17 protein-coding genes are annotated in these 15,811 nt (G+C 69.1%); 6 read left to right on the forward strand and 11 right to left on the reverse strand.

Going from position 1 to position 15,811, the window contains the following annotated elements; translation table 11 throughout:
• Positions 1-89 precede the first annotated feature (89 nt).
• From AC1RAD_RS13845 to AC1RAD_RS13865, 5 genes are all read left to right on the forward strand, one after another.
• Positions 90-3,584 carry a response regulator gene (locus AC1RAD_RS13845; RefSeq protein ID WP_492735432.1) on the forward strand — a complete coding sequence of 1,165 codons (3,495 nt, stop codon included), beginning with the start codon at positions 90-92 and terminating at the stop codon, positions 3,582-3,584.
• Between the two features lie 47 nt (positions 3,585-3,631).
• Positions 3,632-4,462, forward strand: a complete 831-nt coding sequence (locus AC1RAD_RS13850) for a CheR family methyltransferase (RefSeq protein WP_062480071.1) — start codon at positions 3,632-3,634, stop codon at positions 4,460-4,462.
• The gene (locus AC1RAD_RS13855; protein WP_062480044.1) at positions 4,459-5,073 is read left to right on the forward strand and encodes a chemotaxis protein CheB; all 615 of its coding nucleotides are present in this window, start codon (positions 4,459-4,461) and stop codon (positions 5,071-5,073) included. The genes AC1RAD_RS13850 and AC1RAD_RS13855 overlap by 4 nt, the downstream gene beginning before the upstream one ends.
• Positions 5,063-6,280 carry a hybrid sensor histidine kinase/response regulator gene (locus tag AC1RAD_RS13860; protein ID WP_492735434.1) on the forward strand — a complete coding sequence of 406 codons (1,218 nt, stop codon included), beginning with the start codon at positions 5,063-5,065 and terminating at the stop codon, positions 6,278-6,280. The genes AC1RAD_RS13855 and AC1RAD_RS13860 overlap by 11 nt, the downstream gene beginning before the upstream one ends.
• Before the next feature lie 85 nt (positions 6,281-6,365).
• Positions 6,366-6,725: a response regulator gene (locus AC1RAD_RS13865; protein WP_095745227.1), complete on the forward strand. Its 360-nt coding sequence runs from the start codon at positions 6,366-6,368 to the stop codon at positions 6,723-6,725.
• Positions 6,726-6,744: 19 nt separating this feature from the next.
• On the opposite strand, the gene AC1RAD_RS13870 is transcribed toward AC1RAD_RS13865, so the two are convergent.
• The 3 genes from AC1RAD_RS13870 to AC1RAD_RS13880 all read right to left on the reverse strand — a co-directional run bounded on the left by AC1RAD_RS13870 (position 6,745) and on the right by AC1RAD_RS13880 (position 8,581).
• Positions 6,745-6,975 (reverse strand): hypothetical protein, encoded by a 231-nt coding sequence (locus AC1RAD_RS13870; protein ID WP_070060568.1) that lies wholly within the window; start codon positions 6,973-6,975, stop codon positions 6,745-6,747.
• Positions 6,976-7,160: 185 nt separating this feature from the next.
• The gene (locus tag AC1RAD_RS13875; protein ID WP_307693693.1) at positions 7,161-7,511 is read right to left on the reverse strand and encodes a hypothetical protein; all 351 of its coding nucleotides are present in this window, start codon (positions 7,509-7,511) and stop codon (positions 7,161-7,163) included.
• Positions 7,512-7,633: 122 nt separating this feature from the next.
• The gene (locus AC1RAD_RS13880) at positions 7,634-8,581 is read right to left on the reverse strand and encodes an adenylate/guanylate cyclase domain-containing protein (protein WP_062480056.1); all 948 of its coding nucleotides are present in this window, start codon (positions 8,579-8,581) and stop codon (positions 7,634-7,636) included.
• Positions 8,582-8,912: 331 nt separating this feature from the next.
• On the opposite strand from AC1RAD_RS13880, the gene AC1RAD_RS13885 reads away from it, so the two are divergent.
• On the forward strand, positions 8,913-9,248 hold the full coding sequence (locus AC1RAD_RS13885; RefSeq protein ID WP_062480058.1) for a hypothetical protein: 336 nt from the start codon (positions 8,913-8,915) through the stop codon (positions 9,246-9,248).
• 52 nt (positions 9,249-9,300) lie between these two features.
• Here AC1RAD_RS13885 and AC1RAD_RS13890 read toward each other — a convergent pair whose 3' ends face one another.
• The 8 genes from AC1RAD_RS13890 to AC1RAD_RS13925 form a co-directional block, all read right to left on the reverse strand.
• Positions 9,301-10,278, reverse strand: a complete 978-nt coding sequence (locus tag AC1RAD_RS13890) for an LD-carboxypeptidase (protein ID WP_492735436.1) — start codon at positions 10,276-10,278, stop codon at positions 9,301-9,303.
• Positions 10,275-11,390: a tRNA adenosine(34) deaminase TadA gene (gene tadA, locus AC1RAD_RS13895; protein ID WP_492735438.1), complete on the reverse strand. Its 1,116-nt coding sequence runs from the start codon at positions 11,388-11,390 to the stop codon at positions 10,275-10,277. The genes AC1RAD_RS13890 and tadA overlap by 4 nt, the downstream gene beginning before the upstream one ends.
• On the reverse strand, positions 11,380-11,604 hold the full coding sequence (locus tag AC1RAD_RS13900) for a hypothetical protein (RefSeq protein ID WP_492683767.1): 225 nt from the start codon (positions 11,602-11,604) through the stop codon (positions 11,380-11,382). Before AC1RAD_RS13900 ends, tadA begins: the two co-directional genes overlap by 11 nt.
• A gap of 1 nt (position 11,605) precedes the next feature.
• Positions 11,606-12,241 (reverse strand): FMN-binding negative transcriptional regulator, encoded by a 636-nt coding sequence (locus tag AC1RAD_RS13905; protein WP_095745222.1) that lies wholly within the window; start codon positions 12,239-12,241, stop codon positions 11,606-11,608.
• Between the two features lie 63 nt (positions 12,242-12,304).
• Positions 12,305-13,003 carry an ankyrin repeat domain-containing protein gene (locus tag AC1RAD_RS13910; protein ID WP_307638278.1) on the reverse strand — a complete coding sequence of 233 codons (699 nt, stop codon included), beginning with the start codon at positions 13,001-13,003 and terminating at the stop codon, positions 12,305-12,307.
• Positions 13,003-13,503 carry a GlcG/HbpS family heme-binding protein gene (locus AC1RAD_RS13915; protein ID WP_056581174.1) on the reverse strand — a complete coding sequence of 167 codons (501 nt, stop codon included), beginning with the start codon at positions 13,501-13,503 and terminating at the stop codon, positions 13,003-13,005. The genes AC1RAD_RS13910 and AC1RAD_RS13915 overlap by 1 nt, the downstream gene beginning before the upstream one ends.
• Positions 13,504-13,619: 116 nt before the next feature.
• On the reverse strand, positions 13,620-14,279 hold the full coding sequence (locus AC1RAD_RS13920; protein WP_492735440.1) for a response regulator transcription factor: 660 nt from the start codon (positions 14,277-14,279) through the stop codon (positions 13,620-13,622).
• Positions 14,276-15,754, reverse strand: a complete 1,479-nt coding sequence (locus AC1RAD_RS13925) for a sensor histidine kinase (RefSeq protein ID WP_492735442.1) — start codon at positions 15,752-15,754, stop codon at positions 14,276-14,278. Before AC1RAD_RS13925 ends, AC1RAD_RS13920 begins: the two co-directional genes overlap by 4 nt.
• Positions 15,755-15,811 lie beyond the last annotated feature (57 nt).

Here is a 15,811-nt window from a genome sequence, read left to right on the forward strand (position 1 = left end):
CGTCACACAAATCGGTATCGAGGCCTTCTCCGACAGGTCAAATGATCTTTTTCGGCAAGACTTGACAAGTTTTGCTTACAAATGCATTCATGAAAACTCCCTCCGCGATCGACCCCGTCGAATTCGACCGCCTGCTCAGCCGCAACCTCAAGCTGCCGCTGCTGGGCGGACTGATCGGCGCCGTGGCGTTCGTCGCGCTGATCCTGTATCTGCTGACGAGCCTGAGCTGGGTCGAGCACACCGACCAGGTCACGCGCGCCGCCAGCGAACTGCAACGCCGCTCCATCGACATGGAAACGGGCATGCGCGGCTTCCTGATCACCGGCGAGGAGAGTTTTCTCGAGCCCTACCAGTCCGCCCTGCCGCGCCTGAAGGCCGACACCGACGCGCTGCGCCGCCAGGTGTCGGACAACCGCCAGCAGGTGGAGCGCGTCGACCGCATCGTCGGCCTGCAGGAGTCGTGGCTGACCTTCGCGCGGGAAATGATCGAGGCGCGGCGCAACGGCATCGATCCGCAGGCCACCGTTCGGCTGGGCCGCGGCAAGCGCCTGACCGACGACCTGCGCGCCGAGTTCACGGCCTTCATGGACACCGAGCAGACGCTGCGCTTCCAGCGCAACACCGAGGCCAACCGCACGAGCTGGTGGGTGGTCGGGCTGTTCCTTCTGTTCACGCTGGTGTACTCGGGCCTGGTGGCGTTCTTCGGGCGCCGGCAGCTGATGCGCCTGTCCGACAGTTACGACGTGGTGCTGGGCGAACAGGCGGCGCACGCCGAGCGCCTGTCGCAGGAGGCCTGGCTGCGCAACGCGCAGACCGAGCTGGTGGGCGAGCTGGTCGGCGAACTCAGTGCGCCGGACATGGGCCGCAAGATCCTCGCGTTCTTCTCGCGCCATCTCGGCAGCTCCGTGGGCGCGCTCTATGTGCGCGAACGCCACGGCCCGCTGCGTCGCGCCGCGAGCTACGGTTTCTCCAGCGAGGCCGAAGCCTCGCCGCAGGTGTTCTCCCCCACCGAAAGCCTGGTCGGCCAGGCGGCGGCCGAGCAGCGCCGCATGCTGATCGATCCGGTGCAGGCCGACTACCTGAAGGTCAATTCCGGCCTCGGCGAGATGGCGCCCAAGGCCGTGCTGCTGCTGCCGGTGGCGGCCGATGGCGCCGTCAACGGCGTGCTCGAACTCGGCCTGCCGGGCACGCCGGACGCGCGCAGCGAGCAGCTGTTCGACCTCGTGGCCGACGACATCGGCACTTCGCTGGCGGCGGCGCGCTACCGCGAGCAATTGCAGGACGTGCTGGCCGAAACGCAGCAGCTCAACGAAGAGCTGCAGGTGCAGCAGGAAGAGCTGCGCACCGCCAACGAAGAGCTCGAAGAACAGTCGCGCGCCCTGCGCGCCTCGCAGGCCATGCTGGAGAACCAGCAGGCCGAGCTGGAGCAGACCAACAGCCAGCTCTCCGAGCGCACCGAGGCGCTCGACCAGCGCAACACCGCCCTGCGCCGCGTGCAGCGCGACCTGGAAGACCGCGCCGACGAGCTGCAGCGCGCCAGCCGCTACAAGTCGGAGTTTCTCGCGAACATGTCGCACGAACTGCGCACGCCGCTGAACAGCGCGCTCATCCTGGCCAAGCTGCTGGGCGACAACCCGCAGGGCAACCTGTCGCTGGAGCAGGTGAAGTTCGCGGAATCGATCTACGCTTCGGGCAACGACCTGCTGGTGCTGATCAACGACATCCTGGACATCGCCAAGGTCGAGGCCGGCAAGCTCGAACTGGTGCCCGAGGAGGTGCCGCTCGACAAGCTGGCCCAGAGCCTGGAAAGCACCTTCCGCCCGCTCGCGACCGACAAGAACCTGGAGTTCCGCCTGGAGCTGCGGCCCGACGCGCCCGCCCTGCTGGTCACCGACCGGCAACGCGTGGAGCAGATCCTGAAGAACCTGCTGTCGAACGCGATCAAGTTCACCGAGCGCGGCGAAGTGGCGCTCACGGTGTCGGCCACGGCCGACGGCGGCGCGGCCTTTGCGGTGCACGACTCGGGCATCGGCATCGACCCGCAGCAGCACGAGCTGATCTTCGAAGCCTTCCGCCAGGCCGACGGCACCACCAGCCGGCGCTACGGCGGCACAGGGCTGGGCCTGTCGATCTCGCGCGACCTCACGCAGCTGCTGGGCGGCTCGCTGACGGTGAAGAGCGAGGCCGGCCAGGGCAGCACCTTCACGCTGCAGCTGCCGCCGCGCGCGCCGCAGACCTCGCCCGCGCCGGCCACGCCCGTGGGCACGCTGCGTTCGGTGTCGACGTCTTCGCATGCGCCCGCCGTGCTGTCGCCGCCGCCGCTCGCGCCCCCTGCCCCAGCGCCCGTGGTGCCGGCCCCGCGCTTCGCGGACGACCGCTCGATTCCGCGCGACCAGGTGCGCCGCGTGCTGGTCATCGAGGACGAGCCGCAGTTCGCCCACATCCTGTACGACCTGGCGCACGAACTGGGTTACCGCTGCCTGGTGGCGCACGGCGCGGCCGACGGCTTCGAGCTGGCCACGCAGTTCGTGCCCGACGCGATCCTGCTGGACATGCGCCTGCCCGACAGCACCGGCCTGGACGTGCTGCAAAAGCTCAAGGACTCGCCGCACACGCGCCACATCCCGATCCACGTGGTCTCGGCCGCCGACAACGCGCAGGCCGCCGCGCTGCACATGGGCGCCATCGGCTTCGCGCTGAAGCCGGCCACGCGCGAGGAGCTGACCAAGGTGTTCGGCCGGCTGGAAGAAAAGCTCACGCAGAAGGTCAAGGTCGTGCTGCTGGTGGAAGACGACGCCTTGCAGCGCGAGAGCGTGATCAGGCTGATCGGCGACGACGACATCGAGATCGTCGCGGTCGGCTCCGGCGAGGAAGCGCTCGCGCTGCTGCGCACGCGCGTGTTCGACTGCATGATCACCGACCTGCGGCTGCCCGACATGCAGGGCAGCGAGCTGCTCAAGGCCATGGCGGCGGAAGAGATCGTGTCGTTCCCGCCGGTCATCGTCTACACCGGGCGCAACCTCACGCGCGACGAAGAAACCGAGCTGCAGCGCTACTCGCGCTCGATCATCATCAAGGGCGCGCGCTCGCCCGAGCGGCTGCTCGACGAGGTGACACTGTTCCTGCACAAGGTCGAGGCCTCGCTGTCCAGTGAACGCCAGGGCATGCTGAAGACGGCGCGCGGGCGCGACCGCATCTTCGAGGGCCGCACCATCCTGCTGGTGGACGACGACGTGCGCAACATCTTCGCGCTCACCAGCGCGCTGGAGCAGCGCGGCGCCACGGTCGAGATCGGGCGCAACGGCCGCGAGGCACTGGAGCGCCTGGACCAGGTCAGCGAGATCGACCTCGTGCTGATGGACGTCATGATGCCGGAGATGGACGGCCTGGAAGCCACGCGCCACCTGCGCGCCGACCCGCGCTTCGCGAAGATGCCGGTGATCGCCATCACCGCCAAGGCCATGAAGGACGACCGCGACCAGTGCCTGGCCGCCGGCGCCAGCGACTACCTGGCCAAGCCGGTCGACCTGGAGCGCCTGTTCTCGCTGTTGCGCGTGTGGATGCCGAAGATGGAGCGCCTGTGACCCGCAAGCCCCTTCCCGCCGCGCTGCAGGATCCGGCCACCGCCCCCATGCAGCCCCAGCCGCTGAGCGACACCGAGATCGAGCTGCGCCTGCTGATGGAGGCCATCTACCTCAAGTACAGCTACGACTTCCGCAACTACACCACCGCCTCGCAGAAGCGCCGCGTGCTGTATGCGCTGGAGCAGCTCGAGCTGCCCAGCATCTCGGCGCTGCAGGACCGCGTGCTGCGCGACGCGGCGCTGTTCGGCCAGTTGCTGCAGTTCCTGACGATTCCTGTGAGCGAGATGTTCCGCGACCCGGCCTACTTCCTGGCGCTGCGCCGGCACGTGGTGCCGATCCTGCACACCTACCCGTCGGTCAAGGTGTGGGTCGCGGGCTGCAGCACGGGCGAAGAGGTGTTCTCGCTGGCCATCCTGCTGCGCGAGGAAGGCCTGCTCGAGCGCACGCAGATCTACGCCACCGACATCAACCCGGCCTCGCTCGAGAAGGCGCGCCAGGGCATCTTCCCGCTCGAGGCGATCCGCGGCTACACGGCCAACTACCAGCGCGCGGGCGGCCTGAGCGCGTTCTCCGACTACTACACCGCCGCCTACGAGGCCGCGCGCTTCGACCCGTCGCTGTGCGCCGACGTGATCTTTGCCGACCACAGCCTGGCCACCGACAGCGTGTTCGCCGAGACGCAGCTGGTGTCGTGCCGCAATGTGCTGATCTACTTCAACCGCCAGCTGCAGGACCGCGCGCTCGGGCTGTTCCACGAGTCGCTGTCGCACCGCGGTTTTCTCGGGCTGGGCTCGAAGGAGAGCATCGACTTCTCGGGCTACGCCGACCGCTTCGACGCCCACGCGCGTGCCGAGCGCATCTACCGCAAGGTCGCATGAAGCGCGCCGGCACGCAGCACCGTCCGTTTCCGGTTCGCCGCGTCGAGGCCGTGGTGCTCGGCGCCTCGGCCGGCGGCATCGACGCGCTCAGTGCGGTGCTCGACGGCCTGCCGGCCAACTGGCGCATTCCGATGGCGGTGGTGCTGCACCTGCCCGAATCGCACGAGAGCCACCTGGCCGAGATCTTTGCGCAGCGCCTGCCGATTCCCGTGCACGAGGCGCTCGACAAGATGCCGCTGGTGGACGGCTGCCTGTACTTCGCGCCGCCGGGCTACCACCTGTCGATCGAGCGCGGGCGCCGCTTTTCATTGAGCTGCGAGCCGCCCGTGCTGTTCTCGCGCCCGTCCATCGACGTGCTCATGGCCTCGGCCGCCGACGCCTACGGGCCCTCGGTGGCCGGTTTTCTCATGACCGGCGCCAACGAAGACGGCGCCGAAGGCCTGCTGCGCATCCACCGCGCCGGCGGACTCACCGCCGTGCAAGACCCGAAAGAAGCCCTGGTTCCCACCATGCCCCTCGCCGCCATTGCGCGCCACGCCCCCGACCACGTGCTTCGGCTGCGCGACCTGCGCATCCTGCTGCAGCTACTGGAGCCCGCCCATGCCCATTGAGGTCGAAAGCAAGCTGCTGATCGTCGACGACCTGCCCGAGAACCTGCTGGCGCTCGAGGCGCTGATCCGCGCGCCCGGGCGGCTGGTGTACCGCGCCGGTTCGGCCGAGGCCGCGCTGGCGCTGCTGCTGGAACACGAATTCGCGCTCGCCATCGTCGACGTGCAGATGCCCGGCATGAACGGCTTCGAGCTGGCCGAGCTGATGCGCGGCACCGAGCGCACGCGGCACATCCCGATCATCTTCGTGAGCGCCGCCGGGCGCGAGATGAACTACGCCTTCCAGGGCTACGAAAGCGGCGCGGTCGACTTCCTGCACAAGCCGCTCGACCCACACGCGGTGGTCAGCAAGGTGAGCGTGTTCGTCGACCTGCACCAGCACCGCAAGGCGCTGCGCCACGAAATGGAATCGCTGGCCGCCGCGCACCGCAAGCAGGAAGAGCTGGTGCAGCAGCTGCAGCACACGCAGCGCGAGCTGGAGCGCGCGGTGCGCATGCGCGACGACTTCATGTCGATGGTGTCGCACGAACTGCGCACGCCGCTGAACACGCTCTACCTGGAGGCGCAGCTGCGGCAGCTGCACCTGTCCAAGGGCAAGCTCGACAGCTTCTCGCCCGAGAAGCTGCCCACCATGATCGAGCGCGACCAGCGGCAGATCCGCAACATGGTGCGGCTCATCGACGACATGCTCGACGTGACGCGGCTGCGGCGCGACGCGCTGTCGATCCAGACCAAGCCGGTCGACCTGGCCGAGCTGGCCCGCGCCGTGGTCGACAACCTGCGCCACCAGGCCGAGGCCGCGGGCTGCACCATCCGCCTGGACGCGCCCCCGGCGCTGCGCGGCGTGTGGGACGAGTTCCGCATCGAACAGGTGCTGACCAACCTCTTGACCAACGCGCTGCGCTACGGCGGCGGCAAGCCGGTCGAGATGACGGTGCGCCAGGACGGCGACCAGGCGGTCGTGAGCGTGCGCGATCAGGGCATCGGCATCTCGCCCGAGGACCACCAGCGCATCTTCGAGCAGTTCGAACGCACCGACGTCAGCCGCAAGCACGCGGCCGGCCTGGGCCTGGGGCTGTACATCACGCACAAGATCGTCAGCCTGCATGCGGGCCGCATCGGCGTGGAGAGCACGCCGGGCCACGGCGCGCGCTTTTTCGTCGAGCTGCCGCTGCAGCCGCCGCCCGCCTCGGCCGACAGCGGGAAGTAACAAACAAGGCCTCTGTTACGGATTCCGGTAGGCACAGCGTCGATACTGCGGGATCGCAATCAATGGATGCCGAGAGAAAACAACTGTGAATGTGCTGATCGTCGACGACAACGAGGCCGCGGCCGACCTGCTGCGGGAGCTGCTGACGCTGCAGGATCACACCGCCCGCTGCACCTACACGGCGCAACAGGCGCTGGACGCAGCGGCCGGCGAGCGCTTCGATGCGGCGCTGATCGACCTCACCCTGCCCGACTTCCCGGGCACCGAGGTGGCGCGCCGGCTGCGTGCCACGGCCGCCGAAGGCACGCCGCGGCTGCTGGTGGCGATTTCTGGTTTTTCGGAACGGGACGCGGCGAATGCGGCGCCGGGCGAGGTGCTGTTCGACCACCACCTGCAAAAGCCCATCGACATCGGGGCGCTCGAGCGCATCCTCGCGCCCAGCTGACCCGGCCTTCTATCGCCCTTCAGCGCATCGCGCGGTAGCGGTAGAGGCGAAAACCTTCCTTCTGGATGAAGCCGCTGGGCTCCCAGCCGCGTGCGAGCGCACGGTCGGTGATCTGCGCCATCTGCAGGCCGATGCTGTCCTGGAGGTTGTCCCCCACGGCCAGCTCGAACTTACGGAGTTCGCCGTCCAGGGCCTCCACCGCCGCAATGGCGGCCTCGACATCGGTGAAAGGCCGAACGCTGGTCTGCATTTTTTGTCGCTCCTTCGGCACTCTGCGCGCCTGTTGAACGATGCAAGGCAAGTGTCATGCCCCGGGCCCGAACCCTCCCGCAGGCATGAAATGAATTCTTTGATCTTACAAATGTGACTGAATGTGACGTTTTCGTCAGAGTTCACGCCAAGAATTGGCATGCCTGCAAGCTTGCGGATCGCCGGTCAATCGCGGTCGTCATCGTCGTCGTCATCGTTCGGCGCACGGTAGGGATAGCCGGGGCCGTAGTAGAGGCGCCCGCGCGGCGGGACGTAGATCGGGGCCGGCCGGTAGTACACGGGCGGCGGCGGGCGGTAGTAGGCCCGCGGCGGTGGCGGTTCGTAGTAGATCGGGGCCGGGTAGCCGTAGACGGGCGGCGGCACGTAGTACGGCGGCGCATAGACCGCGCCGGGCGTGCCGATCTGCACCGACCAGCTCGTGCGCGCGCTGGCAGCGCCCGTCGCGAGCAGCGCACCGGCCGCGATCGCAGCGACGGCGGCCCATCTGAAAACGGAAGAATCACTTGGGGAATGCATGGTGGCTCCAGGCCTGGCGCGAACGGCGCCGGCGTGGTCCTGCAACGCCACATGTCCCCGAGTGGTGCACCTCGAAGCGCACCAGCTGGTTGCCAAACGTGAACGGGATTCCCAGTCGGCCTTCAGTTCACGATGGCCCGGCGCGACAGCATCACGTCGTCGCCCGTCGTGTTGAAGGCGATGGTCGGGGCGCTGAAATCGCTCAGCGGCGCGCCCAGGCCGATCTCGCCGCGGCCGTGCAGCACGCACTCGTCGCGCCGCAGCGCGATCTCGTGGCTCGGCCCGCCATTGCCGTGGAAGCGCACCCAGGTGCCGTAGGTGCTGACGTCGATCAGCACGCAACTGCCCTGCCGCTCCTCGATGCGCGCATGCAGCCGCGACACGCGCGGGTCGTTGACCACGAACTGCGCGTCGCCCACGCGGCCCAGGTGAATGGGCAGCTGGTCGATGCGAAACATGGAGCGCACGTCGAGCCACGCGAGTTCGATGCGGCCGAAGGTGGAATCGGGCAGGCGCGCCGGCAGCAGCGCGGCCGGCACGGTGAGGAAGCTGGTGAGGTCTTCCTGCCAGTCGATGCGGTGGACGATCGACATCTCGGTGCGTCCGCGGATGCTGATCGGCCCGAGGTCGCGGTGCTGCACGGCGCCTTCGTGCAGTTGCTGGATCACCGCCTCGGTGACCCAGATCTGGCCGGGGCCGGCCAGGTCGCTCAGGCGCGAGGCCAGGTTGACGGCGTCGCCGAAGCAGTCGCCCTCCACCTCGACCACATCGCCGCTGGCCACGCCGATCTGCAGCGCCATGCGCAGCGGCACGGGCCAGCCGGCCAGGCGCTTCTGGTGGTAGCGCTGCAACTCGATGACCGCGTGCGTGGCGGCGGCGCCGCTGGTGAAGATGGCGAACACGCCGTCGCCGAGCGATTTCACGACCCGGCCGCCGTGGGCCTCGCACACACGCCCGATCCATTGGGTCAGCCGCGTCACGGTCTCGGTGGCACGTGCATTCCCCATGGCCTCGAAGACCCTGGTACTTCCGGTCAAGTCCGCGAAAACGACTGTGGAATTGACACCCATACTGTTTTTTCTTGGCGGCAAGCGCTGGTTATGTTGCTCTGGACCTTTCGCCGCTCCTGCGAGAAGTTTCCCCGACATGCGCCTTCACATGCAAGGAACGATCCGCAGAAGCTTCTTGTTGACGCTGCAGCGACAGGGCCAGCTTGGCGCATCGTGCAGATGAATGCCAAAGTTTTTTAATACTTTTGCGCTCAAAATTCAAATGGCAATAAAAGAGACCGCTAAAGCTTGTTGTTTGCAAACAAGAAACGGTGTTTCACATCTTGTGTCCCGGCGAACTGAGGCTTAAGGTAGCGACCGTCTCAGCTCCCGGCAATACGCTTTTCGTGACATGCTGCTCTTTCGCCGCCTTTTTCAGCTCCTGAACGTACCCGGCCTGGGCTCGCGGCAGGTTGCGGAAAGTCAGCTCGGGCGCATCCGCACGGCGATGCTGTCGGTGCTCCAGGGCCGCGGTGGCCAATCGATCCAGCGCGTCAGCCAACGCGTGCGCTTTGCGGTCGATGTCGAGACCCTCTGGTACCTGCGCCAGGACGTGATGGTCGCGCTGAGCGCCATCGACGGCGAATCGGCCGCGCGGCGCCAGATGAAAGAAATCAACAGCATGTTCAAGGGCGGCCTGCCCGGCTCGATGGGCCCGCGCGTCCATCAGCGTTTCACCAACCAGTGATGTCCTGATCGGCCGGCAACGCAGCGGCACCGGTGGCCGCCTGCGTGCTGGCTCAATGGTCGTGGCCGTGATGGTCGTGACCGTGGTGAGCATGGTCATGGTGCCCATGCCGATGGCCCCACACCAGGAACACGTCGCGCCCCTCGGCGGCCAGCGCCACCTTCGCACCCACCGGCAGCAGCACCTTGGTCTGCACGTGCCCGAACGGCAGGCCGGCAATGACTTGCACCTTCTTCAGGCTGGCGCGCAGCCGGTCGATCACCGTGTTCATGCCGAAGCCGCGGTCGTAGCCGGCGATGTTGCGCACGCCCGTGAACTGGCCGAACACGACGGCCTTCTGGCGCGCCAGCACGCCCGCGAGCTTCAGCTGGTCGAGCATGCGTTCAACGCGGTACGGGTGCTCGTTGGTGTCTTCGATGAAGAGCACGCCCTTGTCGACCACCGGGAAGTACGGCGTGCCCAGCAGGCTGGTCAGCACGCAGAGGTTGCCGCCCCAGAGCACGGCGTCTTCGACCGGCTTGACCTTGAGCTCGGCGTCGCGCGCCGGCATGCGCCAGCCGGTGCCTTCGCCCTGCCCGCTCAACAGGTCGTCGAAGCAGGCTTCCATGATGTCGTCGGCACCGCCTTCAGCGCCGAAGTCTTCGCCGACCGCGGGGCCGGACCAGGTGACGGCGCCGTTCTTGGCCAGCAGTGCGTTCTGCAACGCCGTGAAGTCGCTGCAGCCGACGAACTCGGTGCCCTTGTCGATGGCCTTGGCCAGCGCCTTGTAAGGCAGCGCGTCGAGGATGCGCGTGAGGCCGTAGCCGCCGCGCGCGATCAGCGCCACGTCGGCGCCGCTGGCGGCCGCGCGCGAGATCGCGGCCAGCCGGGTGGCGTCGTCGCCCGCGAAACGCTGGTGCGCCAAGAGCGCGGCTTCATCGACTTCGACTTCATGGCCCAGGGCCTTCAACCGCGCCACGCCACGCCGGAAGGCGGCCTTGTCGCGGATGGCACTGGAGGGGGAATAGATGTAGATATGTTTGGACGTCACGTCGTCGAGTATCCCATTGCGTCCCGGATTTCCCGGGCCAGGGTGGCGGCCTGTGCGGCCGTGGGCCCGCCCGATGCGGCACGCGGACCGAGCGCGCGCAGCGCGGCTTCGTAGCCCCGGTCGGGGAACGGCGCGCGCCAGGCGTCCTTGGCGCGCACGCCGCTGTCGGGTGCAGCGAGCGTTGCGATGAAGCGGCCCGGTGCCGACGTTTGCAGCAGCGCGGCCAGTTCGCCGCCCGCCGCGCTGTGCACCAGCGCAAGCGGCTCGGGATGCACCTGGTCGAGCCACGCCAGCAGCACGTCGCGGTGCCATTCGAGCCGGTGCGTGGCCTCACGCTTGGGCTTGTCGCTCCTGCCGAAGCCGACGAGGTCAGGCACCAGCGTGCGCAGGCCGGACGTGCCGACGAGATGGCGGAAGAAGTAGCCCCACTCGCCCGGGCCATGCAGGCACAGGACGTCCGCCACGCGGCCGTCGCTGCCGGCCGGGCCGGTCTCGTCGATCCAGTGCAGGCGCCAGCCCTGCAGGATTGGCAGGTCCTGGACGTGATGCGGCACGAAGCCGAAATCGGTGAGCGCGGCAAAGCGTTCGACGGGCGTGCGCAAGGCATCGTCGCGCAGCGGCTCGGCCTGCGCGCGCGCGGCGCTGCGGCGTTGCTGGAAGAAGCGCTGCAACAACGCACTGCAGTCGTCGGCCAGCACGCCGCCCTGCACGTGCGTGTGATGGTTCAGTTTCGGCTCGGCGAACAGATCGAGCACCGAGCCCGCGGCGCCGGTCTTGGGGTCGGCGGCGCCGAACACCACGCGCGCCAGCCGCGAATGCAGCATCGCGCCCGCGCACATCGCGCAAGGCTCGAGCGTGACGAACAGCTCGCAGCCGTCGAGCCGGTAGTTGCCGAGCGCGGCGGCACCGGCGCGCAGTGCGTTGATCTCGGCGTGCGCGCTCGGGTCGTGCTGCGCCACGGGCGTGTTGCGGCCGGTCGCGATGACCAGGCCGTCTTTCACCAGCACCGCGCCCACCGGCACCTCGCCCGCGTCGGCTGCGCGCTGCGCTTCCTGCAGCGCGAGCGCCATCCAGTGCGCGTCCGATGTCGATGCGGCCGGCTCAGTTGTCATCGGGCATCTTGCGGGCCTGGGCCGCGGCGTCGAGGGCGTCCTTGACCTGTTGCTGGACCTGCTGCGCCTGCGTGCGTGCATCGACCGCCGCAGGAGCCGACACGCCGGGCGCTGCCGGTTGTTTGGCGATGGCGGTGCGCGACAGCTGCTGCTTCGCCAGCAGGCCGACGACCACCAGCGCGAGCACGAGGCCGATCAATCCGAACATCCGCATCTCAGCGCGCCTCCGGTGCGACGGCCATGCCGAGCCGGTCCATCCACACGGCCAGCGCCTGCTCGTCGGCCGAGCCGGCGCGGTAGACCTCGCGCATGGCCGCGTGCGATTCGGGCCGGTGCTGGTTGAGCTTGATCTTGCATTGCAGCGCCGTCACGTGCAGCTCGAAGCCCATGATGCCGGCCAGCATCTTGCGCTGGAACTCCTCGCCGAGGTCCTTCCACTGCTGGGCGTAGGCCGGCTCGTGGTCGCCGATGAGCTTCTTGAGCAACGCGTCCTTGGCCTCGGGCGTCTCGACGAGCCGGGCTTCGACGGTGCAATGGACCGCGAGGTAGTTCCACGTCGGCACCCGCGCCAGGTCGGGATAGACCGAGGGCGACAGGTAAGCGTGCGGCCCCTGGAACACCACCACCGCGCGCGGTCGCGCCTGCAGGTAGCGCCAGTGCGGGTTGGGCTTGGCGCAGTGCCCCAGCAGCACCAGCGCATCGCCCTCGCGCTGCTCGGCCACGATGGGCAGGTGCGTGACGAAGGGCAGGCCCTCGTCGTCGTTCGAGATCAGGTTGGCAAAGGGGTGGTCGCGCATGAGGCCCAGCGCGACGGCCGGGTCCTTGGCGTTGAACTGCGGAGGCATGTACATGGGGCGGTTCCTCGTGGGGAAGCCCGATTGTCCCCGAGTCGCCCCGGCTTCCGCTGCAGCAGGCTACTTGGCGCGTGCCGCTTCGAGCTGCTTCACCATCGCCGTGTAGCCACGCGCCTTTGCGAGCTGCAGCGGCGTGAGGCCCTGGCGGTCGGCCAGTTGCAGGTTGGCGCCGCCGGCGATCAGCGCGGCCAGCGTGCGCTGGTGGCGAGCACCACCGTCGCCGAGCACGATCGACTCGATCACCGCCGTCCAGTGCAGGTTGTTCACGTGGTCCAGCGGCGCACCGGCCGCGACCAGCCGGCGCACGACCTCGTCGTGCCCCAGGTGCGCGGCGGCGATCAAGGCGGTGCCGTCGTAGCGGCTGGTGACCTGCCCGGGCTTGGCGCCCAGTTGCAGCAGCAGCGTGAGCGTGGTCACGTCGTCGGCCACGGACGCGATGGTCACGGCGTCGTAGCGGTCGTCTTCGAGCAGGTCGATGTTCGCGCCCGCCTTGGCGAGCAGCGTCACGGCGTCGCGTTGGCGCGCATAGGTGGCGACCTGCAGCGGCGTGCGGCCGCGCGCGTCGCGCACGTCGAGGCCGGCGCCGGAGGCGATCAGGCTCTTGAGCTTGGGCAGGTCGCCGTGCCAGGCGGCGCGGTGCAGGCCTTCGTAGGCCAGCACTTCGGCGGCCAGCGGCGGCACCTGGGCCGCCGCGCCGGGCGCGGCGCTCCAGCCGATTGCGGCGGCGAGCACCGCCGACCAGAGACCGCGCGCCGTCATCAGAGCTGGCCCTTGACCTTCTCGAGCGCGGCGTTGGCGCACTGCTCGTCGAGGTGGCCGCCGGGCGCACCGCCCACGCCCACGGCACCGATCACTTCGTTGCCCGACTTGATCGGCACGCCGCCGCCCAGCAGCAGGAAGCCCGGCAGGTACACGAGGTTGGCGGCGCCGGGGTTCTTCTGGGCGCCTTCCATCATGGCTTGCGTGGGGCTCTTGGCCGAAGCCGAGGTCCAGGCCTTGCGTTCGCTCGACGACAGCGTGTGCGGGCCGGCGTTGTCGGCGCGCTGCACGGCGCGCACGGTGCCGGCGCGGTCGACCACGGTGGCGGCCACGTTGTAGCCGTTGGCGGCGCAGGCGGCCACGGTTTCTGCGGCGATCTGGTTGGCCAGCGCGAGCGAGATGTTCTTCTCGGTGCGAACAGCGGGGGCCGGCGTCTGGGCCTGGGCGACGGAAGCAGCGAGCAGAACGGCGAGGCCGCCAACGCGGATGATCGATTGCATGTGTTGTTTCTCCAGTGATGAGAGGGTTCGTGCCGGCCTGTGCCGACCACGGTGTCACTGTAAAAAATACGGTCCGCTGCAACCATTCGTACGGCTACGCCCGGCACTCCGTAGAACTACGGAGCGCCCTCTTCTCCCGCACCCGACGCCAGCACGGCATAGCGCCGGATCAGCTGTGCCAGCGAGTCGCAATCGAGCTTGGCGAACAGGTTGGCGCGGTGGGTCTCGACGGTGCGCGGCGACAGCGCCAGCACGCGCGCGATCTCCTTGTTGGTGAGCCCCTGCACGATGAAGGCCAGCACCTCGCGCTCGCGCTCCGACAGCTGCGCCACCCGCTCGCGCGCGGCGTTGTCGGCCTGCGAGCGCTCGCGCGTGCGCACATGCTGGCGCACGGCCTGCTGCAGGGCTTCGAGCAGCTGCTCGTCGTCCACCGGCTTCTCCAGGAACTCGGCCGCGCCGGCCTTGAAGGCGCGGCGGCACATCTCGACCGTGCCGTGGCCGGTCAGCATGATCACGGGCTGGTCGACGCCCTGCGCCACCAGCCGGTCGAGCACCGTGAGACCGCTGATGCCGGGCATGCGCACATCGAGCACGATGGCGCCGACGCTCGCGCGGTCGAAGCCGTCGATGAAGGCCTGCGGATCGGCCCAGCCCTGCACGCGCAGGCCGACGGTGCCGATCAGCAGCGAGAGGCTGTCGCGCACGGCCTGGTCGTCGTCGATCAGGTGGATCAGGGGCGATTGCGGCTGGTCGGCTGTGGCGGTCAACGTGTTCATGTCGAAGGTGCCACCAGCGGCAGCAGCAAGGTGAAGCGCGCACCGCGCGGCGAGGCATTGGCGGCGCTCAGGCTGCCGCCCATGCCGCTGGCCAGCGTTTCGCTCAGGCTCAGGCCGAGGCCCAGGCCGCCTTCGCGCGTGCTGAAGAAAGGTTCGAACAGGCGCGGCAGCGCCTCGGGCGCGATGCCGCGGCCGTTGTCGGTGACGGTCAGCACGCCCTCCTCGCCGTTGCGGCCGACCGAGACCACGAGGCGCCGTTCGGCGGCGGGCACGAGGTCCAGCGCCTGCGTCGCGTTCATCAGCAGGTTGTGCACGATCTGCTCCAGCGCCACGGCCTCGGCCTGCACGCGCACAGGCGCCTGCGCGCTGGCGTCGAACTGGGCCGCCACGCCGTGGCGCGCGAACTCGGGCGCCAGCAAGTGCATGGCGCTGCGCACCACCTCCTGCAGCACCAGCGGCTTCACGTCGCCGCCGGCCTCGGGGCGTTCGATCACGCGGCGCAAGCGGCCGACCACGCCGGAGGCACGGCGGGCCTGCTCGACGGCCTGCCCCATCGCGTCGCGCGCGGTGGCGAGGTCGGGCGGGTCGTCGTCGAGCAGGCGGCGTGCGGCCTGGGCGTTGGCCAGCACGGCCGTGAGCGGCTGGTTGAGTTCGTGCGCCAACCCGGCCGACAGCTCGCCCAGCGCATTGAGCCGCGCGACCTGGCCCAGGCGCAGCAGCTCTTCGGCGCGGCGCCGTGCGATGCGCTGGCGTTGCGCGGCCCACAGGCCCGCCAGCAGCAGCGCCATCGCCACGGCCCAGCCGCCGATGGTGCGCCACGGCAGCTCGGCCCAGCCGACCTGGCGCTCGGCCACCAGCTCGAAAGGCTGGCTCGGCGACGCCAGTTCCTTGCTCAGGCTGTAGCGCCAGCCATGTTCGGCCGACTGGCCGTGCTGCAGCACCAGTTGCTGGCCGTCACGCTGCAGGACCAGTCGCACGGGACTGCGCTGCGGGTTCATCGGCCAGTCGCGCCAGGGCACCGAGCCGACGAGGTCGATCTCGAGCGCATAGCTCAGCGGCTCCGAGCCGATCACGAGCTGGTAGCGGCCATGCGCGAGGTCGAGCACGGCCAGGTCGGCGCGGCGCTCGGCGCGCGAACGGGCCTCTGCCGCGGCCAGCGCGTCGGCGTGCTCGGCATCGGGCCAAGGCTCGTCGGCCGCGCGCCGCTGCACGCGCAGGATCGACGAATACACCGACGGCAGGCGACGCTCGGGGTAGTCGGCGCCGGCGTTGGGCTCCAGCAGCGCGAGCGTGGCCAGTACGGCGTCGTACTGCACCACCTGCTGGCTCATGAGCCGGTGCGCGATGCGCGCGTCGGTCTCGAAATCCTGCTGGAGCCGGGTCAGCTCGGCGCGTGCGAACCACACGGCGCCGGCGGCCGTGAGCACCACCCAAGCCAGCCACCAACCGCCCCGCGTACGCAACCACTGTGTCATGGCGCGGATTGTGCCCGGCGCCGACGGGCCTCCCCGCTTGGCCGAAAATGCCGACCC

It is taken from the genome of Variovorax sp. GW823-FHT04B03, from assembly GCF_058796495.1.